Annotated in this window: 23 protein-coding genes; 11 read left to right on the top strand and 12 right to left on the bottom strand. The window is 65.6% G+C overall.

Annotated elements, in window-relative coordinates:
* Window positions 1-159 precede the first annotated feature (159 nt).
* Window positions 160-1,884, top strand: a complete 1,725-nt coding sequence (locus JWN03_RS13705) for a purine-cytosine permease family protein (RefSeq protein WP_297614355.1) — start codon at window positions 160-162, stop codon at window positions 1,882-1,884.
* 51 nt (window positions 1,885-1,935) lie between these two features.
* On the opposite strand, the gene JWN03_RS13710 is transcribed toward JWN03_RS13705, so the two are convergent.
* The gene (locus JWN03_RS13710) at window positions 1,936-3,015 is read right to left on the bottom strand and encodes a substrate-binding domain-containing protein (RefSeq protein ID WP_297614357.1); all 1,080 of its coding nucleotides are present in this window, start codon (window positions 3,013-3,015) and stop codon (window positions 1,936-1,938) included.
* A 63-nt stretch (window positions 3,016-3,078) separates the two neighbouring features.
* On the opposite strand from JWN03_RS13710, the gene JWN03_RS13715 reads away from it, so the two are divergent.
* The 5 genes from JWN03_RS13715 to JWN03_RS13735 all read left to right on the top strand — a co-directional run bounded on the left by JWN03_RS13715 (window position 3,079) and on the right by JWN03_RS13735 (window position 7,151).
* Entirely contained in the window at window positions 3,079-3,516 is a 438-nt protein-coding gene (locus JWN03_RS13715; protein ID WP_297614359.1) for a MarR family winged helix-turn-helix transcriptional regulator, read from the top strand.
* A 129-nt stretch (window positions 3,517-3,645) separates the two neighbouring features.
* Entirely contained in the window at window positions 3,646-4,326 is a 681-nt protein-coding gene (locus tag JWN03_RS13720; protein ID WP_297614361.1) for a VC0807 family protein, read from the top strand.
* A gap of 123 nt (window positions 4,327-4,449) precedes the next feature.
* A complete protein-coding gene (locus tag JWN03_RS13725) occupies window positions 4,450-5,106 on the top strand; it encodes a TMEM175 family protein (RefSeq protein WP_297614363.1) in 657 nt (218 codons plus the stop codon).
* 99 nt (window positions 5,107-5,205) lie between these two features.
* Complete coding sequence (locus JWN03_RS13730; protein ID WP_297614365.1) at window positions 5,206-5,697, top strand: VOC family protein; 492 nt, start codon at window positions 5,206-5,208, stop codon at window positions 5,695-5,697.
* Entirely contained in the window at window positions 5,694-7,151 is a 1,458-nt protein-coding gene (locus tag JWN03_RS13735; RefSeq protein WP_297614367.1) for an FAD-binding protein, read from the top strand. Before JWN03_RS13730 ends, JWN03_RS13735 begins: the two co-directional genes overlap by 4 nt.
* Here the strand turns inward: JWN03_RS13735 and JWN03_RS13740 are convergent.
* Window positions 7,127-7,780, bottom strand: coding sequence for a DUF4132 domain-containing protein (locus JWN03_RS13740; RefSeq protein ID WP_297614368.1), 654 nt, complete (start codon window positions 7,778-7,780; stop codon window positions 7,127-7,129). The two genes, JWN03_RS13735 and JWN03_RS13740, sit on opposite strands and share 25 nt — an antisense overlap.
* Before the next feature lie 158 nt (window positions 7,781-7,938).
* On the opposite strand from JWN03_RS13740, the gene JWN03_RS13745 reads away from it, so the two are divergent.
* Window positions 7,939-10,050 carry a prolyl oligopeptidase family serine peptidase gene (locus JWN03_RS13745; protein ID WP_297614370.1) on the top strand — a complete coding sequence of 704 codons (2,112 nt, stop codon included), beginning with the start codon at window positions 7,939-7,941 and terminating at the stop codon, window positions 10,048-10,050.
* A gap of 56 nt (window positions 10,051-10,106) precedes the next feature.
* Here the strand turns inward: JWN03_RS13745 and JWN03_RS13750 are convergent, their stop codons facing one another.
* Window positions 10,107-10,736 (bottom strand): TetR/AcrR family transcriptional regulator, encoded by a 630-nt coding sequence (locus JWN03_RS13750; protein ID WP_297614372.1) that lies wholly within the window; start codon window positions 10,734-10,736, stop codon window positions 10,107-10,109.
* 86 nt (window positions 10,737-10,822) lie between these two features.
* Window positions 10,823-11,431 (bottom strand): TetR/AcrR family transcriptional regulator, encoded by a 609-nt coding sequence (locus tag JWN03_RS13755; protein WP_297614374.1) that lies wholly within the window; start codon window positions 11,429-11,431, stop codon window positions 10,823-10,825.
* 79 nt (window positions 11,432-11,510) lie between these two features.
* On the opposite strand from JWN03_RS13755, the gene JWN03_RS13760 reads away from it, so the two are divergent.
* From JWN03_RS13760 to JWN03_RS13770, 3 genes are all read left to right on the top strand, one after another.
* Window positions 11,511-12,815, top strand: a complete 1,305-nt coding sequence (locus JWN03_RS13760) for a YhgE/Pip domain-containing protein (protein WP_297614376.1) — start codon at window positions 11,511-11,513, stop codon at window positions 12,813-12,815.
* A gap of 5 nt (window positions 12,816-12,820) precedes the next feature.
* Window positions 12,821-13,513: a CDGSH iron-sulfur domain-containing protein gene (locus JWN03_RS13765; RefSeq protein ID WP_297614378.1), complete on the top strand. Its 693-nt coding sequence runs from the start codon at window positions 12,821-12,823 to the stop codon at window positions 13,511-13,513.
* Window positions 13,514-13,641: 128 nt separating this feature from the next.
* Window positions 13,642-14,328 carry a GAF and ANTAR domain-containing protein gene (locus JWN03_RS13770; RefSeq protein WP_297614380.1) on the top strand — a complete coding sequence of 229 codons (687 nt, stop codon included), beginning with the start codon at window positions 13,642-13,644 and terminating at the stop codon, window positions 14,326-14,328.
* Window positions 14,329-14,334: 6 nt separating this feature from the next.
* Here JWN03_RS13770 and JWN03_RS13775 read toward each other — a convergent pair whose 3' ends face one another.
* The 7 genes from JWN03_RS13775 to JWN03_RS13805 all read right to left on the bottom strand — a co-directional run bounded on the left by JWN03_RS13775 (window position 14,335) and on the right by JWN03_RS13805 (window position 20,807).
* Window positions 14,335-15,885, bottom strand: a complete 1,551-nt coding sequence (locus JWN03_RS13775) for an MFS transporter (RefSeq protein WP_297614382.1) — start codon at window positions 15,883-15,885, stop codon at window positions 14,335-14,337.
* Between the two features lie 92 nt (window positions 15,886-15,977).
* Window positions 15,978-16,391: a large conductance mechanosensitive channel protein MscL gene (gene mscL / locus JWN03_RS13780; protein WP_297614384.1), complete on the bottom strand. Its 414-nt coding sequence runs from the start codon at window positions 16,389-16,391 to the stop codon at window positions 15,978-15,980.
* A 125-nt stretch (window positions 16,392-16,516) separates the two neighbouring features.
* Window positions 16,517-18,085 carry a BCCT family transporter gene (locus tag JWN03_RS13785; RefSeq protein WP_297614386.1) on the bottom strand — a complete coding sequence of 523 codons (1,569 nt, stop codon included), beginning with the start codon at window positions 18,083-18,085 and terminating at the stop codon, window positions 16,517-16,519.
* A 92-nt stretch (window positions 18,086-18,177) separates the two neighbouring features.
* Window positions 18,178-18,495, bottom strand: a complete 318-nt coding sequence (locus JWN03_RS13790; protein ID WP_297614388.1) for a hypothetical protein — start codon at window positions 18,493-18,495, stop codon at window positions 18,178-18,180.
* Window positions 18,496-18,503: 8 nt separating this feature from the next.
* Window positions 18,504-18,695: a hypothetical protein gene (locus JWN03_RS13795; RefSeq protein WP_297614390.1), complete on the bottom strand. Its 192-nt coding sequence runs from the start codon at window positions 18,693-18,695 to the stop codon at window positions 18,504-18,506.
* Window positions 18,696-18,799: 104 nt separating this feature from the next.
* On the bottom strand, window positions 18,800-20,098 hold the full coding sequence (locus JWN03_RS13800) for a D-arabinono-1,4-lactone oxidase (RefSeq protein ID WP_297614392.1): 1,299 nt from the start codon (window positions 20,096-20,098) through the stop codon (window positions 18,800-18,802).
* Window positions 20,099-20,132: 34 nt separating this feature from the next.
* Window positions 20,133-20,807: a TetR/AcrR family transcriptional regulator gene (locus JWN03_RS13805; RefSeq protein WP_297614394.1), complete on the bottom strand. Its 675-nt coding sequence runs from the start codon at window positions 20,805-20,807 to the stop codon at window positions 20,133-20,135.
* A 118-nt stretch (window positions 20,808-20,925) separates the two neighbouring features.
* Between JWN03_RS13805 and JWN03_RS13810 the strand changes: the two genes are divergently transcribed.
* Entirely contained in the window at window positions 20,926-22,428 is a 1,503-nt protein-coding gene (locus JWN03_RS13810) for an MFS transporter (RefSeq protein WP_297614396.1), read from the top strand.
* Window positions 22,429-22,576: 148 nt separating this feature from the next.
* Here JWN03_RS13810 and JWN03_RS13815 read toward each other — a convergent pair whose 3' ends face one another.
* Entirely contained in the window at window positions 22,577-23,749 is a 1,173-nt protein-coding gene (locus JWN03_RS13815; protein WP_441342986.1) for a lipase family protein, read from the bottom strand.
* Between the last annotated feature and the right edge of the window lie 389 nt (window positions 23,750-24,138).

The raw sequence follows: 24,138 nt of genomic DNA on the forward strand, positions 1-24,138 counted from the left end.
AGCGGAACCGGCACGTGAACTTCGTATTACGACGAACGAGCCCGGTATCGCGTGAGTTAACTTTCATTCGGATTATAGTCATCTGAAAATATTCCACCTAGCGTCTGTTTTCGCCGCGACCCCCAGCCCTGCCGCGGCGTCAGAACTAGGAGACCCCCGATGAGCACCACCGCCTCGTCTGCGCCGGTTGATCCGACCGCGCCGCCCCCGACCCGCTGGGCCCGCTTTCAGACCTGGGCCGCCAAGGACAATATCGAGGACTACTCACTGCGCTACGCGCCCAAGTCCTTTCGCCGCTGGAGCCCGATGGCCTGCTCCATCGCCGCTCTCGGCGGCATCGCCTACCTGGCGGACTACTCGATCGGCGCCTCGATCGCCGTCACCCACGGCGCCGCCAGCGCGGTGATCGCCATCCTGGTCGCGGCCGTGACCATCTTCCTGACCGGCATCCCCATCGCCTACTACGCCGCCAAATACAACCTGGACATGGATCTGCTCACTCGCGGAGCGGGTTTCGGGTACTTCGGTTCGACCCTGACCAGTGTGATCTATGCCAGTTTCTGCTTCATCTTCTTCGCGTTGGAAGGTGCGATCATGGCGCAGGCCATGCATCTGGCCTTCCATCTACCGCTGGTATTCGGCTATCTGATCGGCTCGCTGATCATTATTCCGCTGGTCCTGTACGGCATGTCGGCGCTGGCGAAATTTCAGGTCTGGACCCAGCCGCTGTGGCTCATCCTGTTCGCCGCACCGCTGGTCATGATCGACATCAGTGATCCGCACGGCTTCGAGGGCTTCCTGTCCTGGGCGGGCAATGGCGGCAGTGACCGGATCAGCGCCATTGCGGTGGGATCCGGTGCGGGCGTGGCCCTTTCGCTCATCGCGCAGATCGGTGAGCAGGTCGACTACCTGCGCTTCATGCCGGAGAAGTCGGAGACGCCGCCGTTGCGCTGGTGGGCGGCGGTGTTGTCGGCCGGACCCGGCTGGGTGATCCTGGGCGCGGCCAAACAGCTGTGCGGCGCCTTCCTCGCGTTTTATATCGCCGGTCAGGTGGGCTTCACCCGCGCCACCGAGCCGATCGAAATGTTCCTGGGCAGCTACGGTTCCATGATCCACAGCCATGCCGCGGCGCTGACCGTCGCGACCGTCATGGTGCTGCTGTCGCAGATCAAAATCAATGTCACCAATGCGTATTCGGGTTCGCTGTCCTGGTCCAACTTCTTCAGCCGGGTGCTGCACATCCACCCCGGACGGGTGGTGTGGCTGGTACTGCACATCGGCATCGCACTGACGCTCATGCTCGCCAATATGTTCACGGTGCTGAATACGATTCTCGGGTTCTACTCGAATGTGGCCATCGCCTGGATCGGCGCGATCGTCGCGGATCTGGTGATCAACAAGGGGCTGCTGAAGATCAGCCCGCCCTATATCGAATTCAAGCGGGCGTACCTGTACCCGATCAATCCGGTCGGCTTCGGTTCGATGCTCGCCGGTTCGGCGGTATCGATCGCCGCGTACTTCGGCGCCTTCGGTGCGTTCCTCGAGGCCTGGTCGCCCTATCTCGCGCTGACCATCGCGCTGGTGCTCACACCGTTGATCGCACTGGCCACGGGCGGGAAATACTATCTGGCCCGGCCCAATCCGCTCCGGGAGGAAATCGAGAAGGAACCGCTGTGGGCCGGCCAGACCCTGCTGGACGTGGTGGACGGCAAGCGCTACGAACTTCCGGATATGGTGCACGACTGCCCCTTCCACGGCGGGCCTATCTCCTCGCTGACCTGCACGCTTACCAAGAACTGCCATGAGCAGTGCCAATCCGCCGCCTACCGCGATACCACCGACGCCGAGCGCCTCGGCCTGGAACAGCCGTCCGCCGTCGGCTGATACCGCGACCGTGTACCCATGGTGATCCCCGCCATGGGTACCCGGTCGGCGTCAGGTGTTGAGCTCGGCCAGGACGCTGAATCGCAGTGCGTCGGCGTCGGCGAGGAATACGGGCTGGGTGGTGTGCGCACCGCGCACCCGGACCTCACCGCGCGGACCACCGTAACTGACCTGCGCGGCATGTCTTTCTATAGTGCGCAGATCCAGACTGCGGGCGGCTTCGGCGAGTGACGCGAACAGCAGCATGCCCTCGTAACAGGATTCGCCGATATTGTTGAGTGCGGGTGCGCAGGTACCGAAACGGCGGACATAGCGGCTGCCGAAATCCATGCCCTCCGGAGAGACCACGCTTTCGAAATAGCCTGAGGCGGTGTGCAATCCGCGAGTGCTGTCCGGTCCACCGGCGTACAGCACATCTTCGCCGATCATCATGCTGAGCCGCAGTCTGCCGTCGTCGAGTCCGGCGCGTGCGAAGGCCCGATTGAAGGCCGCGCAGTCCGCGCCCACCATGAACAGCAGGACGCCCTGCGCGGGGGAGTGGCGAATCAGTTCGAGGGCGCGGCCGAAACGACGGCTGCCGAGCGGTACATACTCCTCGCCAACCACGTCTATATCGGTGCCGGCGGTGAATTCCCTTGTCGCCCGTGCTGTTTCCCGCGGCCACACATAGTCGTTGCCGATCAAGCACCAGCGCCGGATGCCGAATTCGCTGCGCAGCCAGCGCAATGCCGGGAACAGCTGCTGATCGGGGGTCTCGCCGACCATGTAGACGCCGTCGGAATTCTCGCCACCCTCGTAGAAAGTGGTGTAGACGTAGGGAATTCGGCCCGCGGTCTGCGGTGTGATGACCTTGCGGGCATTGGACAGATGCCAGCCGACAACACCGTCGATCTCACCGTGATCGACCATTCGGCCGATCTGTGCGGCTAATTGCGGCAGTGGTGCACCGGAATCGATCGGATGCAGCCGCACCGGGCGATCCAGAATGCCGCCCATCGCATTGATGTCCTCGACGGCCAGGGCTGCGCATGCCTCCGAGGACGGCCCGAACATGCCCGCGGGCCCGCTCAGCGGAACGACCAGCGCGATATCCACCGTTGTGCGGCCGGTGCGAGAAATCAAGGGTGCCATGGAAATCACCACCGTATATTTCCATTTGAATCTTTACCATACGGCGTTGTATATAGTGCTGTGGTGGACGATAGCACTGCGCCCGCCGCGCTGGAGGAGTTGGCGCGACTGGTGCGCCTGGCATCACAGGAATTGGATCGCGCGATCGCGGCCTGCATCGGGGAAACCTCCGTCGGTCGGTGGCACGTGCTGGCCGCTGTCGCCGAGGGAGGCGGTCGCTCCATGTCGCAGATCGCGGAGGCCACCCTGCTCGCCGGCGCCAGCCTGACGCGCCTGATCGACGCGATGATCTCCGACAATCTGGTGCACCGCAAGGTCGATGACACCGACCGCCGCCGGGTGCTCGTCTTCCCGACCCGCCGCGGCCTCATCACCTATCAGGTGATGAGCAAGGCCATCGCCGAGAGCGGCCTCGATCTGCTCGGTGCCGACAGCCGCCTGCCCCGTGCCTTGACCACCCTGATCGACCGGGTGCACTCGACCGAATCGGCGCACGCCTGAGGTTCTCGCATCGCTCGGCATGACAGTTGTCATGGCGAGGAGGTGATGGTTGGCAGATCTGGTGGAGCCCGTCCGTCCGTAGCGTCATTTCTGGTAGCGCACAGTCGAACTAACAGGGGAGTCGCAGCTATGGCCGCCATCGAAACCACCGGGACCGCATCGCACCGGCAGTCCGCCACGTCGCCGGAGCCGGGCCGGCCGGGTATCGGTCGCATGCTCGCTCCGATCCTCCGGGATGTCGCGATTCCGACGATCGCCTACTTCGTCCTGCACTGGCTCGGATACTCCGATTTCATCGCGCTGCTGGCCGGTGCGGTCGTTTCGGCGGTCATGGTGGGGATCCCGGCCATCCGGGCGCGAAAGATCGACGCCATGGCCGTGCTTGTGCTCGCCGTCTTCGTTATCGGACTCGTCGGCTCGCTGATCAGCGGCGATCCCCGAATCATGATCATCAAAGACTCGTTCGGCACCGCCGTCATCGGGCTCGCCTTCCTGATCAGCGCAATGCTGGGCAAGCCGCTCACCTATGCGGCGGCGCGCAAGGCGGTGGCCACCTCGGCTCCGCATCGGCTGCCCATTCTGGTGGCGACCTACGAGAACGATCCGGATGCGCGCCGCAGCTACCGGAATCTCGCGGTGCTCTGGGGCGTCGGGCTCCTCGCCGAGGCGATCCTGCGCGTGGTGCTCGCCTACCAGCTGCCCATCCACACCATGGCCTGGCTGGGCAGCGTGCTGATCGTGGTCACCATCACCACACTCATGATGATCAGCGCTCGCACGATCAAGCGTGTGCGCAAGAACGCCGAATAGCGCGACCGCAGTACGAAGGCCCGGTCCGGAGGGACCGGGCCTTCGTTGTTGTCCGGGCCGGTGCGCTCTCGGTGGTATTGCCTTCCGAGAGAGGATATTTCGGCGTGCAGTTAGGCTCGCGACATGGCTGAGAATGCACCGCCGGGTACGGCGCTGTCGGGGACTGCGCGGGTGGAGGCGTTCAGTGACGGCGTCATGGCTATCGCAATTACATTGCTGATCCTGGAGATTCGGGTACCGCCGCATGAGGACGGGCATTTACTCGAGGCGCTCGAGCAGATCTGGCCGTCCTATGTGGCGTATCTGGCGTCGTTCGTGCTGATCGGGGTGATCTGGATGAATCACCACACCTTCTTCGGACGGCTGCGCCGCATCGACAATGTATTGCGGTGGTGGAATCTGGTGTTGCTGCTGGGGGTTTCGATCGTGCCGTTCCCGACCGCGGTGGTCGCGGACAATGTGGCGCACGGGATGCGCCGCGATTCCGCGACCGCGGTGACGCTGTACGGGATTGTGGGTGTGCTCATGACGATCCCCTGGGCCCCCATGTGGTGGCGACTGGCGAAGCGACCGGAGATGTTCCGGCCGGGATTCGATGCGGCCTTCGCGCGCCATGAAGGGTGGCGGGCCTGGCCGGGGATCGTGATCTACGCGGTGTGCACGGCGATCGGGTTCGTGCAGCCGGTGGTGGCGCTGGTGCTGTTCCTGCTGGTGGCGATCTTCTACGGGGTCAGTAATCAGGGGTGGACGGCCATGGGCGACGTGGGTGTCGATGAGTAAGGCGGCTGCAAATTTAAGCGGCTGTGATTAACTGCCGGTGGTGGGTGGAGCGCGGCTCGCAACGGGCGGCGGCCACTGGAGTAGTCGAACGGAGCAGTGATGAGCGTGGCGAAGGGGCCCGTCACCCAGATTGCCTGGGTGGTCGCCGATGTGGGGCAGAGCGAGAAATTCCTGGGCGCCGCCCTCGGGGCACAGCACTGGACACGAATGCCGGATATCCATTTCGGACCCGAAACCTGTACCTACCGTGGGGAACCCGCGGACTTCACGGCACACATCTCGCTGTCCTACAGCGGCGACACCCAGCTGGAGCTGATCCAGCCCGTGCGCGGGACCTCGATCTATACCGAATTCCTGGAGCAGAGCGGGCCGGGGCTGCATCACATCTGCATGGAACCGGACGACTTCGATGTCGCGCTGCGGGAAGCGGCCGCACAGGGCATCCCCGTCGTGCAGCAGGGCACCATGGGCGGGCAGATGCGGTTCGCCTATTTGGACGGCGCCGATGCCGGGGTGCCGTTCATCGAACTCGCGGAGGTCGGTATCAATATGCGGACGTTCTTCGAACAGATCAAGAGGGAAGCGCAGTGAGCACACAGATACCGGAAATCATTGCGGCGGAGTCGATTACCGAGTGGACCACCGAAGTCGACGTACTGGTGGCGGGCTTCGGAATCGCCGGCGGATGCGCGGCGGTGGAGGCCGCGGCACAGGGTGCGCGCGTCCTGGTGCTGGAGCGCGCGGCGGTCGCCGGCGGCACCACGGCGCTGGCCGGCGGGCATTTCTACCTCGGCGGCGGCACCGCGGTACAGCAGGCGACCGGGCATGCGGATTCGGCCGACGAGATGTACAAGTATCTGACGGCCGTGGCGCGCGAACCCGAGCCGGAGAAGATTCGCGCCTACTGCGACGGCAGCACCGCGCACTTCGATTGGCTGGAGGGGCTCGGCTTCGAATTCGAGCGCAGCTACTACCCGGAGAAAGCGGTGATCCAGCCCGGAACGCAGGGGCTGATGTATACCGGCAACGAGAAGGTCTGGCCGTACCGCGAGCAGGCCGTACCGGCCCCGCGCGGGCACAAGGTGCCGGTGCCCGGTGATACCCAGGGCGCGGCGCTGGTGATCGAACTGCTGGTGAAGCGGGCCGCCCAGCTCGGGGTCGAGGTGCAGTACGAGACCGGCGTGACCAATCTGGTCGCCGATGCCGACGGCGCCATCATCGGCGTGAAGTGGCGGCGGCCGGGGGAGACCGGCGCGGTGCGGGCGAAATCGGTGGTGCTGGCCGCGGGCGGGTTCGTCATGAACTCGGACATGGTCGCCGAGCATGTGCCGCAGCTCGCCGAGAAGCCGTTCGTGCTGGGCACCACCTATGACGACGGACTCGGCATCCGGCTCGGCATCTCGGCAGGCGCCGCGACGCGGAATATGGATCAGGCATTCGTGACCGCACCGGTGTATCCGCCGTCCAAGCTGCTCACCGGCATTGTGGTGAACCGTGAGGGCAAGCGGTTCGTCTCCGAGGACTCCTATCACTCCCGGACCTCGGCGTTCGCGCTCGAACAGCCCGGCGCGGCAGCGTATCTCATTGTCGACTCGGAGCATATGGAGCGGCCGAACTTCCCACTCGCCCCGTTCATCGACGGATGGGAGACGGTCGAGGAGATGGCTACCGCGCTCGGGATCCCTTACGAGGCACTGCAATCCACGCTCGATCGGTACAACACACACGCCGCGAAGGGTGAGGACCCGGACTTCCACAAGGGCTCGGAATGGTTGCAGCCGCAGGACCAGGGGCCCTGGGGCGCGTTCGATCTGACCCTGGGCAAGGCGCTGTACGCCGGGTTCACCCTGGGTGGGCTGTGGACCTCGGTGAACGGAGAGGTACTGCGCGACAACGGTGCACCAGTACCGGGCCTGTACGCGGCGGGTGCGAACGGCTCGACCCTGGCGCAGGACGGCAAGGGTTATGCCAGCGGTACCCAGCTGGGCTCCGGATCGTTCTTCGGCCGGCGTACCGGACTTCACGCGGCCAGCCGCTCCAACTGACGTAGTAGCTCCGAGGCGGTAATGGCGTCGAAGATGCCGAACTCGCCGCCTCGGAGTTGCACCGAGACGATGTGCTGTTCATCGGGCTGGTAGCGGTAGCCGCCCTGGATACCCGGAGTCAGCGTGACCGTCACCTCGCGTTTCGGGGTGAACCGGCGATACAGGGCGGTGTGCGACAGCTCCCAACCCTGTTGCTGCACACCGTAGATCCTGCCGGTCGGCACCCGCCGATTCACGAAGCGGGTCAGTTGATCGGCGGCCGCTTCCTCGGGCGTGAACCGATAGAGGCTGCGATCGAGCTGATCGAAGGGCTGGCGTAGTTCCTCGCGGGCGAAGAGTCCGCGCCACTGCTCGAGCGTGGTGCCCAGTGGCAGCGGGTGGGCTACGCCGATCAATCCGTCGGCGGGTAGCTCCAAGGACTCGCCGTCGACGTCGAGCAGGGTGTGGTCGTTCGCGATCCGGAATGATCCGGTCACCATGTCCGCGGCGTCGAAGGTCGCCCAGACCAGCTGCTGTGCCACCGGTCCCAGCACCGGATGTTCGACCACGAGCGTGCGATAGGCAGCGGCCCGCCAGCGGCGGCCATCGACCATGGCGGACTCCAGCCGCCGTGTCTGTTCGGTGGTCATATCGGCCGGTACACCGCCTTTCCTTCCGTCCGCCGGGTAGCTCCGACAATCTTGCCGTGCGGCACCGACAGATTCGGCAGTGTGTCGGTCGGCGACGGTAGTGTGCTTGGTCGACGCTTCTATCGGAGCGGGCACATGATCATCACAGGGGAGATCTCATGGGTCGCGGGGGACAGGTTCGGCGGGGTGCGGTAGCGGTGCTGACGGCGATCATGGTCGCGGGATGCGGGGGTTCGGCGGCATCGCCCGATCCATTCCAATGGTTGGAGTCGGTCGACTCTCCGCGTGCGCAGGCCTGGGTGGCTTCGGAGAACACCAAGGCACTCGGTGTGCTGGAGCAGGATTCACACTATGCGGACAATCTCGCGCAGGCCGTGGCTATTGGCAATGCGCCGGACCGCCTGCCCGTGCCGGAATTCCACGACGGGACCATCGGAAATTTCTGGCAGGACGCCGATCATCAGCGGGGCATCTGGCGGGAGACGACCGTCGCCGATTACGAGTCGCCGCAACCACAGTGGAAGACCGTGCTCGATCTCGACGCACTGGCGAAGGCCGAGAACCGGAACTGGGTGTGGGAGGGCATGATCTGCGCACCGGTGACCGGCAGCCGCTGCCTGGTGAACCTGTCCGAGGGCGGCGAAGACGCGGTGACGGTACGCGAATTCGACCGTGCCACCGGTCAATTCGTGGCGGACGGGTTCACTCTCGACCGGGGCAAGCAGTACGTCTCGTGGGCCGACGACAACACCCTGCTGGTATCGCGGGAGTGGCAGGCGGGGGAGAAGACGACCTCGGGGTACCCCTATATCGTCAAGCGCTGGAAGCGTGGTCAGCCGCTCGCGCAGGCGGAGGAATTGCTGCGCGGCGATCCGTCGGACGGCCTGGCCACCGCACCGATATCGCTCGACGGCGGTAATGGCAAGCGTGCCAGTCTGATTGTGCGCCGGCCGTCGTTCTTCGACGCGCAGTTCGATCTGGTCGGTGCGGGGCAGCCGGTGCGGACGGCACTGCCGCCGAAATCCGAGCTGGAGGGCATGGTCGGCGACCGGGTGGTGCTCTCGCTGCGGGACGACTGGACCGTCGGCGGCACCACCTTCCGGTCGGGGTCGCTGGTATCGCTCAATTCCGATGAATTGGCCCGGGACCCCGAGCATTTGAAGCCGACCGTGGTTTACGTGCCCGGTCCGCAGGAGACCTTTCAGCACCTGCTGACCACCCGCGGGCACCTGGTGGTGACCTCGCTGTACGACGTGCGCGGGCGGGCCACCGTCTACACGCCGCAGCCCGACGGCAGCTGGTCGGGCGCGCCGGTTGTGCTGCCGGACAATGCGACCGTGCTCACCGTCGACGGTGATGCGCACGGGGATATCGCCTATCTGTCGGTGAGCTCGCTGCTCACTCCGTCCACGCTGTGGAGCGTGAATACCGCTGACGGCAAGGCCACGCCGGTGAAATCCGCACCCGCGCGGTTCGATTCGTCGCGATTTGTGGTCGAGCAGATCAAGGCCACCTCGGCGGACGGCACCAAGGTGCCCTACTTCATCGTGCACGCGGCCGATATGAAGTATGACGGCAGCAATCCGGCGATTGTCTACGCGTACGGCGGGTTCGGCCTCTCCTCCACGCCCGCCTACAACGGGCTGGCCGGTAAGTCCTGGCTGGAGCACGGCGGGGTGTACGTCATCGCCAATATTCGCGGTGGCGGCGAGTACGGTCCGGCCTGGCACGAGGCGGCGCTGAAGACCAAGCGGCAGAAGGCCTTCGACGATTTCGAGGCGGTCGCCGACGATCTGATCGCCCGGGATGTCACCACACCGCGGCACCTCGGCATCCAGGGCGGTTCGAACGGCGGGCTGCTCATGGGTGTGGAGTTCACGCAGCATCCCCAGCTGTGGAACGCTGTGGACATTCAGGTGCCGCTGCTGGATATGGAGCGCTACGAGAAGATCGCGGCGGGCGCCTCCTGGGTGGGCGAGTACGGGTCGATGGCGAACCCGGACGAACGCGCCTTCCTCGAATCCATCTCGCCCTATGCGCAATTGAAGGCCGGCGTGAAATATCCCGAGCCCTTCGTCTGGACCACCACCAAGGACGACCGTGTCGGGCCGCAGCACGCTCGGAAATTCGCCGCCCGACTATCCGCGCTCGGTGACCCGTACCTGTTCTACGAGGCCACCCAGGGCGGTCACGGTGCCGGGGCCAACAATGACGACAAGGCGCACACCAGCGCCCTCGAATACACCTACTTCATGCGGCAGCTGATGTAGGGATCCCGGGGTCCATGTCCCCGGGGACCCCGGGAAGGAGACTGTTTCAGCGGGTGTCAGTCGCTGATGATCAGCGAAACCGCAATGGGCACAAGCATGTCGACGAGTTCGCTGACCGGCGGCCGTGGATCCGACAGTAGCCATTCGTGGGCCAGGCCGTTGACCGCGCCGATCAAGGCGCTGCCCGCCATATCCGAATTACCGCGCATGCGGGCGCTCGGACCGGCGAGTGGTTCCAGCGCAGCCCGGATGGTGGCGACCCAGACGTGCCGGCGAGCGCGGCGGTGCTCTTCCATGGCCTGGCTGACGCCGACGACCTCGACGAAGGCGACCTTGGCGCGATAGGGGTCGGCGCCGACCGATTCGAGAAAGGCGGACAGCACCAGCGTGACCGTATCGCGGGGTTCGGGATCGGGGCCGAGCGTGCTGAGCGCGGCGCCGAGCGCGGCGGCGGCCGCGTCCTGGATCTGGTCGTAGGCGGCGACGAGTACATCCTCGCGGGTGGCGAACTCCTCGTAGAACTGCCGCTTGGACAGTCCGGCGGCCGCGCACACATCGGCGAGCGAGCAGTTGGCATAGCCGCGTGCACCGAAGATCTGGATGGCGGCATCGAGAAACCGCTGCCGGCGTTCGGCTTTCCGTTCGGTGACGGCTCGGCCGCCGTACTGCCTGCCCTCGATCGTCACTGCCTGCCCTCGGGTTTCACTGCCTGCCTTCGGTGTAGCGCGCTCTTTATGGTCCGCACCAAAGGTAACGGGGGAGTGCCGGGAATTCAGCGACGGGGACGCAAACCGTCCAACATGTGGGTCACGGTCTCTTCGAAAAGTCCGTCCGCATCCTCGGCGGTCACAAAGCCCGATCCCACGAAGGTCGCCAGCCCCTGCAGCGCCGCCATGGCCGACAGGCAGATTCGCCGCGGGTCACCGGCCACCACCTCGCCGAGCTCCTGGCCATCGGTGATCATGGCGAACGGCATGGCGAGCGCCTTACCCACCGCCGCCTCGATGGCCGGGGTCTGCCGGCTCTTGCGCGCGAACATGACGGCCAGCAGCGCCGGATTGTCGATGGCGAAGCGCATATAGGCCCGCGCCACCGCGGTGACGCGCTCGAGCAGGGTGCCGGAAGCCGCGACGGTTTCGAAGGAGGCGCCGAGCCGTTCGAAGCCCGCGGCGGCGAGCGCGTCCAGCAGCGCCTGCTTATCGCGGAAGTGCCGGCTCGGGGCGGCGTGCGAAACGCCGGTATCGCGGGCGAGCTGCCGCAGCGAGAGCCCGTCGACCCCGCCGCGGCGCAGCAGCGCTTCGGCGCGGCGCAGGAGTTCGGCTCGGAGGTCGCCGTGGTGATACGAGCGCTGGGTGGCGACAACGGTGTCATGACGAGACATGGTCATTGCAGGATATCGGACACACTCCGCGATGTTGGCATTGACTACTTTGTTGTCAGTGCCTACATTGACACTTGCTATGACGAAAAACAGTGTGCCGCTGCGCGGCTGGATCGGACCGGTCCTGGTGGTCACCCTGCTGGCTGCGCTGATGGGCACCATGTACCTGGGATACACCTCCGATCCCGAGAAAAACCTGCACGATTTCCCGATCGCGCTGGTGAACCAGGACAACGGCGACGTCCTCGACGGGAAGCCGATGAATATCGGCAACCAGATCACCGACGCGCTGACCGCGCAGATTCCGGCCGACAAGATCGACCTGCGGGTGATCGGCATCAGCGAGTCCCAGCGGTTGCTCTCCGACGGCCGCATCTACGGCGAGATCGTCATCCCGAGCGATTTCACGAAGCGGCTCACCATCCTGGCTGCCGCCTCGGTGGTGCCCGGTGATATCGAGCGACCCGTCATCAGCGTGCACACCAATCCGCGCGCGAGCACCTACTCCGCCTCGATCGTGCAGCGCATTACCGATCGGGCCATGGCCCAGGTCAATGACACCGTCGGCGCGCAGCTCACCGCCCAGGTCAAGGCGAAACTGCAACCCGCCCCGGGCGTCGCGCCCACCGAGCTCAGCGGTGCGGCGCGCTTGCAGTTGGCCAAGCCGATCGATGTCAGTGTCAGCGCCTTCCATCCGCTGCCCGAGGGCACCGGCCAGGGTTTGTCGGCCTTCTTCTACACCCTCATCCTGCTGTTCATCGGATTCAGCGGGGCCATGATCATTCACTCCATGGTCGACAATGTGCTCGGCTACGTGCCCGCCGAATACGGCCCCTGGTACCGGCACCTGCCGCCGGTGGCCATCTCACGCTGGCGCACCCTGCTGGTGAAATGGGCCATGGCGGTGGTGATCGCGCCGATCTCCTCGGGAGTCTTCCTCGGCATCGCGAAGCTGCTCGATATGCCGATCGAGCATGCCTTGCCGCTGTTCCTCTACGGCACTCTCGCGATCATCGCCGTCTGTGTGACGGGCCTGTCGGTGCTGGCCGCCTTCGGTACCGCCGGTCTGCTGATCAATATGATCGTCTTCGTGGTGCTGGGCCTGCCGTCCTCTTCGGGCAGCATCCCCATCGAGGCGACTCCGCGCTATATCGCCTTCCTCGCGAATTTCGAACCCATGCACCAGATCTACCTGGCCGTGCGCTCGCTGCTCTTCTTCGACGGGCATCTCGAAGCCGGCCTGAGTACCGGTCTGTGGATGACGCTGTTCGGTCTCACCGCCGGTCTGCTGCTCGGTGCGATCGCCACCCACGGTTACGACCTGCGCGGCCTGTCGCGGCTCGGCGTGTCGCACAAGCCCGATGCAGAGGTGCTGGTGGAGTAGTTCCTGTGCAGATCAGGGTTACGGAGAACGGCCCGTATCGCGTCACCGGCGCGGTCCCGCTCGCGACGCAGACCATCGGCACCGATGCGGCGGGCACCTCGCGGGAGTGGCAGGAAGGTGACCCGGTCCAGCCGCCGGGCGACAGCTACAGCCTGTGCCGGTGCGGACATTCGGGCAAGAAGCCGTTCTGCGACGGCACGCATGCCAAGATCGGATTCGACGGCACCGAAGTCGCCACGCGCGCACCGTATCTGGCACAGGCCACCGAACAGGACGGCCCGGAGCTCACCCTGACCGATGCGCAGCAGCTGTGCGCGTTCGCCCGCTTCTGCGATGCCGACGGCCAGGTCTGGAATCTGGTGGAACAGCCGGGAGCGCAGGCCGCCGCGGCCACCCGGCAGCAATCGCAGGACTGCCCGTCCGGTCGCCTGGTCGCCTGGAATCTGGCCGAGCGCACCGCATTCGAACCGGAACTGCCGAAATCCATTGGTCTGGTCGAGGATCCGGCGAAGGGTGTCAGCGGGCCGTACTGGGTGCGCGGCGGCATCCGGGTCACCGCCGCCGACGGCACCGACTACGAGCTGCGCAACCGGGTAACACTGTGCCGCTGCGGGGAATCGCGTAATAAGCCGTTCTGCGACGGCAGCCATGCCGCCATCGGATTCACCGACTCGCCGGGCGACGACCAAGCGCGGTGACCGATTGGGGCCGAGTGACTTTCGGCCCTGTTCGTTGCAGAGCTGTGACGGCACCATTGGCCTCGGGCACCGAATCACTCATCCGGCGTGATGATCATTGGGGGCGGCTCGTGGGATGGATTCGTGGCATGGGTTCCGCACAGTTCGACCAGCTGACAGGACAATTCCTGCGCGCGGTCGGAGATGCGGGCGGTGGGCTGACAGCGGTCTGCGGGGCCTGCATTCGGGTGCTGCCGGTCCGTCGTGCCGCCATCGTGCTGGAGGAGCGCGATGCGGGCATGCAACCCTGGTGTGCCAGTGACGAATTCGCCGGCACGGTGGAGTGCGCGCAAGCCACCGCGGGGGAGGGCCCGGCGACGTCGGCGGTGACCGGCGGGGTGCCGGTGCTGGTCAGCGACTTCCACTCCGAATGCGAGCAGTGGCCGGGCTTCGCCGAAGCCCTTGCGGGCGCGGCGGTCTCCGGTTCCATGTTCGCGGTGCCCATGCGGCTGGGACCGATTCGGCTCGGCGCGGTGGATCTGTATCGCGATGCGCTCGGCCGCCCTGGGCCACGGCTCATGTCGGCGGCCCTGCACATTGCCGATCTGGTGACCGCCAGCCTGGTGCTGGCCTCCGGCGTGCAGGCGCAGCAGTGGGCACAACCGTTGTCCAGTCAGTGGATTCACCAGGCGGCGGGCATGACCAGCGCGCAATTGGGCATCGAGATCACCGATGCGTACGCCCGGATGCGCGGATACGCCTTCACCCATGATCTTTCGCTGGCGGAGGTGGCGCACCGCGTGGTGCAGTGCCGCCTCCGCATCGAATCCGAGTGAAACCGCTCAGTGCGCGGAGGTGGCCGTGAAGCCGCGCGGCACCAGCACCACCGTCAGCACCGCCACCGCGCCCACCATGCCGGCGGAGATCCACGAGGTGGTGGTGAGTGCGGAATCGAAGGCGTGCTGGGCGATTTCGAGAATATGCGCCCCGGCCGGTCCGCCGACCTGGTCCGCCACATAGGCCGCCCCGCCGACCGAACCGCGCGCGGTATCGAGCTGATCGCCCTGTAGCGGCAGATCCGTCATATGTGAGACGAACAGGCGGCCGTGGATACTGCCCAGCAGGGCCACACCCAGACCGATCCCCAATTCGTAGTTGGTCTCCTCGACCGCGCCCGCCATTCCGGCGCGCTCCGCAGGCACCGCGGACACCAGAACCGCTGCGGCCGTGGTGATTGCCAGCCCGTCCCCGAGTCCGAGCGTGAACAGCACCAGCGCCACCAGCGGATACGTGGTGTCCGGCACGGCCGCCAGCACCGCGAAACCCAGCGCGACCGCACCCAGCGCGACGCCCATCAGAGCGCGCACACCGACCCGCTGCAGCAGCCACGGCGTCGAGAGTGATCCGAGCAGCATGGCGACGGCGGCGGGCAGGGTGCGCAGGCCCGCCTCCGACGGCGTGTAGCCGTGAATGTATTGCAGCCACAACGAGATCAGGAACAGCGCAGCACCGATGGCGAGCATGGCCAGCAGCGTCGCCAGCGCCGCCGCCGTGAAGGCGCGATTGCGGAACAGCCGCACATCCAGCAGCGGATCGGGCGATTTCAGCTGGCGGTAGGTGAACAGTCCCAGCAGCAGTATTGCGGCGGCCAGGATCACCAGATCCACCGCCGCCGGATTGCCCTTGGCCACATGCTTGATACCCCAGGCGAGCGCGACGATGCCGAGCACGGAGAGCACCGCGCTGAACCAGTCCAGGCTGCCGTGTTGCGGCGCACGGTATTCCGGCAGCAGCCACAGTCCGGCCACCACGGTGAACACGACAACCGGCACATTCAGCCAGAAGGCCGCCGACCAGCCGAAGGACTGCACCAGATGCCCGCCGACCAGCGGACCGATGGCCGCACCCGCGCCCGCCACCGAGGCCCAGATGCCGATGGCCTGGGTGCGCTCGTGATCGTCGGTGAAGATGGTGCGAATGATCGAGAGCGTGGACGGCATCACCATGGCGCCGCCGATGCCGAGCAGTGCGCGACCGGCAATCAGCTGCGTGGGCGTATGCGAGGTGGCGGCGACCACCGAGGCCAGGCCGAACAGGATGAATCCGGCAATGAACAGGCGCTTGCGGCCGAATCGGTCACCGATCGCACCGCAGGTGATGAGCAGGCCGCCCAGGACCAGGCCATAGAGGTCGACGATCCACAGCTGTTGCATGGGGCTGGGATCCATATGGTCGATCAGTGATGGCAGCGCCACATTCAGAATCGTGGCATCCATGGCGACGAGCAGCAGGCTCGCGCACAGCACCGCGAGCATCGCCCAGCGGCCGGTTATCGGGGCACGGCTGCTGCCTGGCAGTTCCTGCGATAACTGCCGGGGTGGGATGCGACCCACGTTCCCGCCTCCTCGGATAGGTACTCGCGACATACCAGCAACGCTCTGGCTAGCACCCTATCGCCGTTCCGGGGAGGCGGCGGAAACCCCTGTTACCTGTTGTCGAGCTCGTCGGTTTTCTCGGACCGCTGCTTCGCGAGCAGATCGCGGATCTCGGCGAGCAGCTCCAGCTCGGTGGGGTCGGCCTTGACAGTCGGCTTCACGAGCCGCGACTTGAGATGCGTCATCGGCAGAATGAGAACGAAGTAGAGCACCGCCGCGACCGTGACAAAATTGATGCCGGCGCTGATGATCGGGCCGAGCGCCACGAAGGTCGAGGGCTTGTCTGCCAGAATCTGGAAGCCCAGGCCGAATTCGCTATTACCCCCCGCCGTTGCCAGCAGTGGCTCTACCAGCCCCTTTGTCACCGAGGTGACGATGGCGGTAAATGCGGTGCCCATCACGACAGCGACCGCAAGATCGATGACGTTGCCCCTCATCAGGAAGTTTTTGAAGCCCTTGAACATGACGCAGGAAATCCAATCCGTGACGAATTCGTAATCTTCTGCGCCGAAGTCTAGGGGGTCGTGGTACCACGGTTGGTACACGGCACACCCCGCTTGTTGACCGTCACATCCTGGTCAGTTTGTGATCAGCCCGCAGGCGCCGGACTCTGCTCGGCCCGGAAGGTGCGGACCAGCGCCCAGCACATGGCCAACATGACCACACTGAACGGCAGCGCGATCAGAATCGCCACGGTTTGCAATGTCGTCAATGCGGCAATGCCGGTGCCGCTGGCAAGCAGCAATGCGATAGCTACCGCGCCTTGCGCAAAGGTCCAGAACACCCGGCTCCAGATCGGCGGGTTCGGATTGCCGCCCGAGGACAGCATGTTCACCACCAGCGCCCCGGAGTCGGCCGAGGTGACGAAGAACAGCACGATCACCAGAATGGCCAGGCCCGCGGTGATGCCGCCGCCCGGCAGCGTGTTCAGCATGGCGAACAGGGCGCTGTCGCGGTCCGGTCCGTCCGGCCCGACAAGTCCACCGCCGCCGAACATTTCACGATGCAGGCCCGCGCCGCCGAAGACCGCGAACCAGACGAAGGTCAGCAGCGTCGGCACCAGCAGTACCCCGGCCACGAATTCGCGCACGGTGCGGCCGCGCGAGATGCGCGCGATGAAGACGCCGACAAACGGCGCCCAGGAGATCCACCAGCCCCAGTAGAAAACCGTCCACTGCTGGGTCCAGGCGGTACCGCTCGGGCCTTCGGTCGCGCCGGTGTACAGGCTGATCTTCGGCAGCGACTGGATATAGGTGCCGAAATTCTGCACCAGGTCGTTGACAATGAACAGCGTCGGCCCGGCCACCAGCACGTACAGCAGCAGCAATCCGGCCACGCCCATATTCGCCTGGGACAGCAGCTTGATGCCCTTGTCTACACCGGTCACCACCGAAATGGTCGCCAGCGCGGTGACCACGATGATCAGCACCACCTGCAGGCCCTTGCCCGGTTCGTGCAACCAGCCCTGGTAATTCAGGCCAGCCGAGATCTGCAGAATGCCCAGCCCCAGCGAGGTGGCCACACCGAAGACGGTGCCGATGACCGCCACGATATCGATGACATCGCCGGCCCAGCCTCGAATCCGATCGCCCAGCAGCGACTCCAGCGACCAGCGGATGGATACCGGATGCCCCTTGCGATGCATCGAATACGCGAGCGCCAGCCCGACCACCACATAGATTGCCCACGGATGGATTCCCCAATGAAGGAAAGTTTGCACCATTGCGGAATCGGCACGCTGCGCCGGCGAGGACCCGACGCCCGGCCGCGGATCGTCGTAGTGGAACAGCGGTTCGGCCACGCCCCAGAAGACCAGGCCGATGCCCATGCCCGCCGCGAAGAGCATGGAAAGCCAAGCGCCGATCGAGTATTCGGCGGGCTCCCCGTCCTCACCCAGGCTGATGTCACCGAAGCGTCCCACGCCCAGCCAGATGGCGAAGACCACGAACAGCGAGACGATGACGATGTAGTACCAGCCGAAGCCGCCGATCACATTGTTCTGCAGGGCTTTCGCCTGGCGGGCGGCGGTATCGCGGAAGACGATGGCGTACACCGTGAATGCCGTGACCACGATGGCCGACGGCCAGAACACCCTGGGCGCCACTGCTGCTCGCGAATGAACCGGAGTCGAGCCGGATGATTTGCTCGGTGCGCTCACGTGGAGTGTCCTCTGTCGAGTTCGGGCGAATCGGACTCCGATGCGGAACAACCCCGACCCCGGCCGCAGCCCGGGATCGGGGTTGTCTCGTATTACTTGCCGCTGACCTTGTCCTTCATGGCATTGACGATCTCGTTGACCGCCGCCATGACGTCCTGCGCCGCATGGTCGAGATTGGCGCGCACCTGTTCTAGGGTGCCCAAGCGCAGGCTGATGGAGCGAATATCCTCGGTATTGAGCTTGTCGGCGAACGCCTTCGCCATATCGGCGAGGTCGGCCGCCGCGGTGCTCGCGCGGTCGGCGAGTTCGGCGGCTGCGCCACTGGCCCTTTCGGCGAGTTGCCCGGCGGCGGCTCCGGCCTTATCGGCCAGACCCTCGGCGGAATCGCCGAGTTCGTCAGGTGTCGGCATCGTGCCCGTTACTTCGAGCCGCCGAGCTTTTCCTTCATCTTGTCGACAAAGCCGCCGACCTTCTCCTTGACGTCCTCGCTCGCGTGTTCGAGGCGGTCCTTCATCTGATCGCCCATGCCCTCGGCCTTGTCAGCGGCGTCTTTCGCGGCATCCTCGGCCTGATCGGTCGCATCGTTGATCTTGTCGTTGAAATCGGACATCGAAACCTCCTACGTGTGGGTCACGCCCGGGTCGGGCGTACATCCAGGACAGTTCGACGAGCAGAACCGCTAAATACAGCGATCTTTCAGCAACCGATCATAACTCAGCCGATAGGGCCCAGCACGCGCTCGATGTAAGCATTCGTGAATCGGCCCTGTGGGTCGAAGCGCTTGCGGACCTCGGCGAACTTTTCCCACTCCGGATAACGCTGGCTCAGCGTCTCGGCGGTCTGGAAATGTCGCTTACCCCAGTGCGGGCGGCCGTTGTACCGGTCGAAAACGCGTTCGCAGGCGCGGAAGTACGGCTCATAGTCCATGCCCTGGTACTGATGCACGGCGATGTAGCAGGTGTCGCGGCCACCGGCGGGGGACAGGAAGGCGTCATCGGGCGCGACCCACCGCACCTCGATCGGCATGACGGTATCGAAATGCTTGGCGACATCCCTGATCTCGCGAATCGCATCCACCGAATGCTCGCGCGGGATGGCGTACTCCATCTCGGTGAAGCGGAAGAGCCTGGTGGTGGCGAAGACTCGATAGGAACGCTCCACCTGGCGGCGGTAACTGCCCGCAAAGGCCGCCGCGCGCTGCACATACGGAATGAGGCTCGGATTGCGCCGGGTCAGCTTGCACAGCGCGTCGAAGGTGTAGTTGGTCATGAGGATGTCGGAGAACCAGTCGACGGCCTTGCCGCGCGGCTGCTCCGGCAGCTGGACCTGATTGTTGCGCTTGGTCATTGCCAGCGGACTGTGCGCGAACATGTAGAACTCGAAGTGCTCATTGCCGTCGACATAGGTGTCGAGGTCCTCGAGGACCTCCTCGACGGGCACCGGTCGTTCCACACCTTCGAGGACGAAGGACGGCACCATCTGCAGGGTGGCGGCGGTGATCACGCCGAGCGCGCCCACATTCACGCGCGCCGCGCGCCAGCCGTCCGGATCGGTCTGCTCATTGAGTTCGACCCGGCTGCCGTCGGCGAGCATGAGCTCCACCGATTGCAGTGCGGCGGAGAGGTTCTGCAACTTCGCCCCGGTGCCGTGCGTGCCGGTGGCGGTCGCGCCCGCGACGGACTGCACATCGATATCGCCGAGATTGGGGAATGCCAGGCCCATCGGGTGCAGGGCATTGCTGACGGCGTTCAGGGTGGCACCGGCCTCGACCCGGACCCGACCGGTGGCGCGGTCCACCGCCAGGATCTTGTCGAGCTTGTTCAGGCGCATGAGCGTCCCGTCGGTCAGCACGGTATCGGTGAAGGAATGCCCCGATCCGGCGACGCGCACAGTATGCCCGGCTGCCTCGGCGCGTGCCAGCACCGCGGCGACTTCCTCGGGCGTGCCCGGGTCGGCGATGGACGCCGGAGCACAGCCCTGATCCCCGGCCCAGTTCGCCCAAGAGTTGGTCATGCGACCAACTTTAAACCGAGAGGTGTGAGAAGCGCTACCGTTTCCTGCCGTTGCACATCGCTTCTTTGGCGCGTTCGACCTCACTGTCGGTGAGGGCGCGCTGGGTGAGGGGCAGGCGGGGGACGCCGTCGCCGCGGACTCCGTTCAGGACGATGGTCATGTACCGCTCCCATACGTCGGTATTGACCGAACGGGCGAAGCCGGCCACGCCGTCGACCATGTTCACCATGGCGAAGAAATCGCCCGATTCGACGCTGGGATGCAGTGCGCCCGCCTCCTTGGCGCGGCGGATGACGGCCTGCATGCCGGGCTGGACGCGCTCCTTCATGCAGACGAATCGGTCCATGCTGTCGTGCATTTCCAGCACGACCTCGCCGAAACCGCGGTTCAGCGCCATATGGCGGCAGGAGTACTCGAACAGTTCCACCAGGCCCAGCCATGGGTCGGGGTGGTGCAGGGCGAGCTCGACCGCGGCGGCCAGCTCGGTGACCATGGCATCGAAAACTTCCAGGATGAGTTCCTGCTTGTTCGCGAAGCGGCGGTAGACGGTACCGACGCCGACGCCCGCTCTTTCGGCCACATCGTCCAGGGTGACCTCCAGGCCGCGATCGGCGAAGAGTTCGCGTGCTGCCGCGATGATGCGTTGCTGATTGCGCGCGGCGTCCGCGCGCAAACGACGCGGTGGGGGCGCGGTGGTGACGTGATTCACACCGTAATCCTAACAGGGGCCGGGATTATCCGGAGGGTATATCTCCGTTTAGATGATAGCTTTAACCGGTAAACGGAGACGGCCTCTCCGCTAATCCTAGGGGACAAGGAAAACGACCATGACGACAGCTCTCGAGAAAGAGAAGGCAGCGGCCGCGCCGACGACCGGAGACGGTCGCCGTGGCTCGCATGCCCTGCGCTGGTGGGTGCTCGCGGTACTCGGCGTGGCGCAGCTGATGGTGGTGCTCGACGCGACCGTCGTGAACATCGCGCTGCCGGCCGCTCAGGCCGATCTGCACTTCTCCAACGGTGACCGGCAATGGGTGGTCACCGGCTATGCCCTCGCCTTCGGCAGCCTGCTGCTGCTCGGCGGACGACTCTCCGATCTCTTCGGCCGCCGGACCACCTTCATCGTGGGTCTGATCGGCTTCGCCGGCGCTTCGGCCATCGGCGGTGCCGCCGGTAGCTTCGAGGTGCTGGTCGGCGCTCGCGTGGCGCAGGGCGTCTTCGGCGCACTGCTGGCCCCCGCCGCACTGTCACTGCTGACCGTGACCTTCACCGAGCCCAAGGAACGTGCCAAGGCCTTCGGTATCTTCGGCGCCATCGCCGGTGCGGGCGGTGCGCTCGGGCTGCTGCTCGGCGGCGCGCTCACCGAATGGGCCTCGTGGCGCTGGGTCATGTACGTGAACCTGGTCTTCGCCGCCATCGCGCTGGTCGGTGCGATCATGCTGCTCGCCAAGCACACCGCCACTCAGCGGCCCAAGCTGGACCTGCCCGGCACCCTGTCGGTGAGCGCCGCATTGTTCGCCATCGTGTACGGCTTCTCCAAGGCCGAGTCCGACGGCTGGACCAACTCGACGACGCTGTCCTTCCTCATCGGCGGCGTGGTGCTGCTCGCGGTATTCGTCTGGCTGGAAACGCGGGTCGCGCATCCGCTGCTGCCGCTGCGCGTGATCCTCGATCGCACTCGTGCCGCGTCCTACCTGACCGTGTTCGCCATCGGCATCGGCATGTTCGCGATGTTCCTGTTCCTGACCTACTACATGCAGCAGTCGCTGGGCTTCTCGCCGATCATGACCGGCGTGGCCTTCCTGCCGATGGTCGCGGGCATGGTGCTGTCCTCCACGACCGTGCCGTCGTTGCTGGTGCCGAAGGTCGGCCCGCGGGTGACCGTCGTGACCGGATTCCTGCTCGCCGCACTGGGTATGGCGCTGCTGACCCGGATCGGCGTGGACACCGCGTACGCCAGTCACATCCTGCCCAGCCTCATCCTGATGGGTGTCGGCCTCGGTACCGCGATGTCGACCGCCTTCATCGGCGCCACCTCCGGGGTGCAGCACAGCGATGCCGGTGTCGCCTCGGCGATGGTGAACACCAGCCAGCAGGTCGGCGGTTCCATCGGTACCGCGCTGCTGAGCACGCTGGCCGCCACGGCCCTCGGAAACTATGTGTCCGACCATGGCGCGTCACCGGCGGCGCTGGCCGAGGCCGCGGTGCAGAGCTACACCACCGCCTTCTGGTGGGCTGCCGCGATCTTCGTGGTGGGTGCCGTGGTCACCGGCCTCATCATGCCGAACAAGGTTCCGGTCCCCTCCGAGGGCGAACCCGTTCTGGCGCACTGAGATCCCACTCTGAGATTTGCCTGGAAAACCTGCACCCCATCCGCTCGCGCGGGTGGGGTGCGGTGCTTTCCGGGCCCAGGAAAAGCGCAGCCCCACTCATCGAAATGAGTGGGGCTGCGGTGTTTACAGCTGAACCTGCGCCGAATCGTCAGCGGCAGTTGGACGGTGGCGGCACACCCGCGAACCGGTCCGCCAGATAGCTGACGGCCTTGACCGCGCCGGGGAAGATCGCCGTGCCGTGATCGGCGCCCGGAATGATGTCGAACTGCACCGGAGTGCCTGCCGCGCAATAGCGCCCCGCGGTATTGAGCGCGAGATCCAGCGGCACCTGGTCATTGCCGCCGTGCCATTCGTACATGGGGACCCGGGGGACGCCCGGGTAGATCTCGAGGGCATTGTCGTGGAAGGCGCCGATGAGGGTCGGATCGCTCTCGATGCCGCGGTGGAACATCTCACCGATGGTGTGCCCCGCGCCGGCCGAGATGATGTCGTCCACACAGGAATTGGCGATCCGGTCACGCAGCGCGAACCCTGCCGGGGTCAGCGCATTATCGAGCGGAAGTGCGTCGGGGTACTCGCGCTCCATCCCGACCGCGACCGCGAAGCCGAGCCCGAACAGCGGATGCGGGACATCGCCGACATCGATGGCGATCTTGCCCGGATTCACCGGCACGCCGCCGTCCGCGAAACCGACGATGGGCAGTTCGGGCGCGTATTCGGGCGCCAGTGCGGCGGCGAATCCGGTGGCCATGGCGCCGCCGGAGTATCCGACCATGCCGACCGGGGAATTACCCAGTCCCGCAGGGGCGAAGCGTTCGGCCGCGCGAATGCCGTCGAGGGTGATCTGGCCGCCTAGTCGGGCCGCGCCGTAGGCACTGGTCGGGCCTAGGTGATCCGGTACAGCAACCGCCCAGCCACGCGCCAGCAGCAATTCGAGCGCACCCGATTCCTTGAGGCCGCCGTCGAACAGCGCATGCGACGGAGCGCATTGCATGCCCAGTGAATTCACGAACGGCTGGTACGAGACCAAGGGGTGCGGGCCGGGGCCGGGCACGATGAGGGTGGTGACCGCGGCAATGGGCCCGCCGGAGGAGTTCGTGGAGTGGAAGAGCAACTGCCACACCGTCGCACCGGGCCACGGGTTGGCCGGCATCAGGCGAGAGCGCAGTACGTCCCCGGGTGCACTGTCCCCGAGATTTGCTGGGGCATAGTAGAACCCGTCGGGTTCCGCGATCGGGTACACGGCACCTGCGTGAGCTGCCGGAGCGGTCGCCATCACGGCGATCGCTGCTGCGGCTATGCCGCAGCTCCGGACCAGCATGCTTCTGATCAACTGCCGCACCGCCAACTTGGCTCTCCTCTGAGGCCGATGGGACAACACCGGGCAAGCGGCACTATCCTCGCAGTTCCCGGGTGCTGTTCGGCCTCAGCAACACGCCGAATAGCAACGATTTAGCAAACTGGAGAGGAGGGTGGTGGGTCCCAGCGTCGGCGGTGTTGAGCGCGGTAGCCTCGCGACCCTCTCCACGTCGGCGGCGGAAGTTCGTAGACTGCTTGGATCGGGCCGGAAATGGGCACACCGTGAAGCGGGCGTTATCGCGCTCGGCGACTTCGGTGGAACGGCGACGATTCGACGATTGGGGGCAGGCGATGAATGAGACGGGAGCACGCTGGCAACCGTCGGATCGCGCGGTGGGCAGTCGATTCGAT

Origin of the sequence: Nocardia sp. (genome assembly GCF_025465275.1) — a bacterium.
Classification (GTDB): domain Bacteria; phylum Actinomycetota; class Actinomycetes; order Mycobacteriales; family Mycobacteriaceae; genus Nocardia.

What these genes read in the sequence shown, in the direction of transcription:
- JWN03_RS13705 (WP_297614355.1), top strand. Translation starts at nt 160, where the DNA reads ATGAGCACCACCGCCTCGTCTGCGCCGGTTGATCCGACCGCGCCGCCC.
- JWN03_RS13710 (WP_297614357.1), bottom strand. Translation starts at nt 3,015, where the DNA reads ATGGCACCCTTGATTTCTCGCACCGGCCGCACAACGGTGGATATCGCG.
- JWN03_RS13720 (WP_297614361.1), top strand. Translation starts at nt 3,646, where the DNA reads ATGGCCGCCATCGAAACCACCGGGACCGCATCGCACCGGCAGTCCGCC.
- JWN03_RS13725 (WP_297614363.1), top strand. Translation starts at nt 4,450, where the DNA reads ATGGCTGAGAATGCACCGCCGGGTACGGCGCTGTCGGGGACTGCGCGG.
- JWN03_RS13730 (WP_297614365.1), top strand. Translation starts at nt 5,206, where the DNA reads ATGAGCGTGGCGAAGGGGCCCGTCACCCAGATTGCCTGGGTGGTCGCC.
- JWN03_RS13740 (WP_297614368.1), bottom strand. Translation starts at nt 7,780, where the DNA reads ATGACCACCGAACAGACACGGCGGCTGGAGTCCGCCATGGTCGATGGC.
- JWN03_RS13745 (WP_297614370.1), top strand. Translation starts at nt 7,939, where the DNA reads ATGGGTCGCGGGGGACAGGTTCGGCGGGGTGCGGTAGCGGTGCTGACG.
- JWN03_RS13755 (WP_297614374.1), bottom strand. Translation starts at nt 11,431, where the DNA reads ATGTCTCGTCATGACACCGTTGTCGCCACCCAGCGCTCGTATCACCAC.
- JWN03_RS13760 (WP_297614376.1), top strand. Translation starts at nt 11,511, where the DNA reads ATGACGAAAAACAGTGTGCCGCTGCGCGGCTGGATCGGACCGGTCCTG.
- JWN03_RS13770 (WP_297614380.1), top strand. Translation starts at nt 13,642, where the DNA reads ATGGGTTCCGCACAGTTCGACCAGCTGACAGGACAATTCCTGCGCGCG.
- mscL (WP_297614384.1), bottom strand. Translation starts at nt 16,391, where the DNA reads ATGTTCAAGGGCTTCAAAAACTTCCTGATGAGGGGCAACGTCATCGAT.
- JWN03_RS13790 (WP_297614388.1), bottom strand. Translation starts at nt 18,495, where the DNA reads ATGCCGACACCTGACGAACTCGGCGATTCCGCCGAGGGTCTGGCCGAT.
- JWN03_RS13795 (WP_297614390.1), bottom strand. Translation starts at nt 18,695, where the DNA reads ATGTCCGATTTCAACGACAAGATCAACGATGCGACCGATCAGGCCGAG.
- JWN03_RS13800 (WP_297614392.1), bottom strand. Translation starts at nt 20,098, where the DNA reads ATGACCAACTCTTGGGCGAACTGGGCCGGGGATCAGGGCTGTGCTCCG.
- JWN03_RS13810 (WP_297614396.1), top strand. Translation starts at nt 20,926, where the DNA reads ATGACGACAGCTCTCGAGAAAGAGAAGGCAGCGGCCGCGCCGACGACC.
- JWN03_RS13815 (WP_441342986.1), bottom strand. Translation starts at nt 23,749, where the DNA reads ATGCTGGTCCGGAGCTGCGGCATAGCCGCAGCAGCGATCGCCGTGATG.